At 80.5% G+C, this 876-nt stretch carries 1 pseudogene; it reads right to left on the minus strand.

What is annotated here, in order from left to right:
- Positions 1-876: pseudogene (locus tag ABEB16_RS18985) on the minus strand (helix-turn-helix transcriptional regulator); the annotation flags it as partial.

An 876-nucleotide genomic window follows, 5' to 3' on the forward strand; every position in this document is an offset into this window, starting at 1 on the left:
GCGACGACCTGCTGCGGCCAGCAGCACCTGCTCGCCGGGCACGTCCCCGGCGTCCAGCAGCAGCGCCGCCAGCAGCAGCAGGTCGTCGCGGCGGCGGCAGCCGGTGCCCTCCAGGGCCGCGGCCAGGGCCCGGCGGTGCAGCCGCGCGGCGAGCCGCGGCATCGACTCCCGCAGCACCTGCGCGTAGAGGGGGTGGGGCAGCCGCGCCCGCAGCCGGTGCCCGTCCTCGGCCAGCAGCAGCAGCCGCGCCCGCTCCGCGGCGAGCACCGCCTCCACCCCGGCCAGCCCCTCCAGCAGCGCGACCTCCGCGGTACCGGCCAGCGCGGTCAGCTCCACGACCTCCCGCAGCGCCGGGTCCAGCCGCGCGAACCGGCGCTCCACCACCTGCGCCAGCCGCCGCCCCCGCGCCCGCGTCCCCGCCGCCCGCCACATGCCCTGCTCCAGCACCAGGGTGCCGTCCTCGCGCCACGCCGCCAGCAGCTCCTGCAGGTACAGCAGGTTGCCGCCGGACAGCCGCGCCAGCCGGTGCAGCGTCGCGCCCTCCACCGGCGCCCCCAGCACGGCCGCGCACAGCGCCGCCAGCTCCTGCGGCCCGAGCGGCTCCACCCGCACCCGCTCGCACGGGCCCTCCTCCACCAGCGGCGCCAGCGCGTCGGGCACGGCGTCCTCCGCCGCGACGAGCAGCACCCGCGCCGCGCCGGACCGCACCACGTGCGCGACGAGCGCGGTGGAGGCGGCGTCGAGCAGGTGGGCGTCGTCGACGAGCAGCACCAGGCCGCGGCGGGGGGCGGCGGCGCGCAGCCGCTCGGCGGTCAGCCGCACCAGCTCCAGCGGGGAGGCCGCCCGCTGCAGGTCGGCGGGCAGCAGGGCCACGGC

The organism is Kineococcus glutinatus, from assembly GCF_039542765.1.
Taxonomy (GTDB): Bacteria; Actinomycetota; Actinomycetes; order Actinomycetales; family Kineococcaceae; genus Kineococcus_A; species Kineococcus_A glutinatus.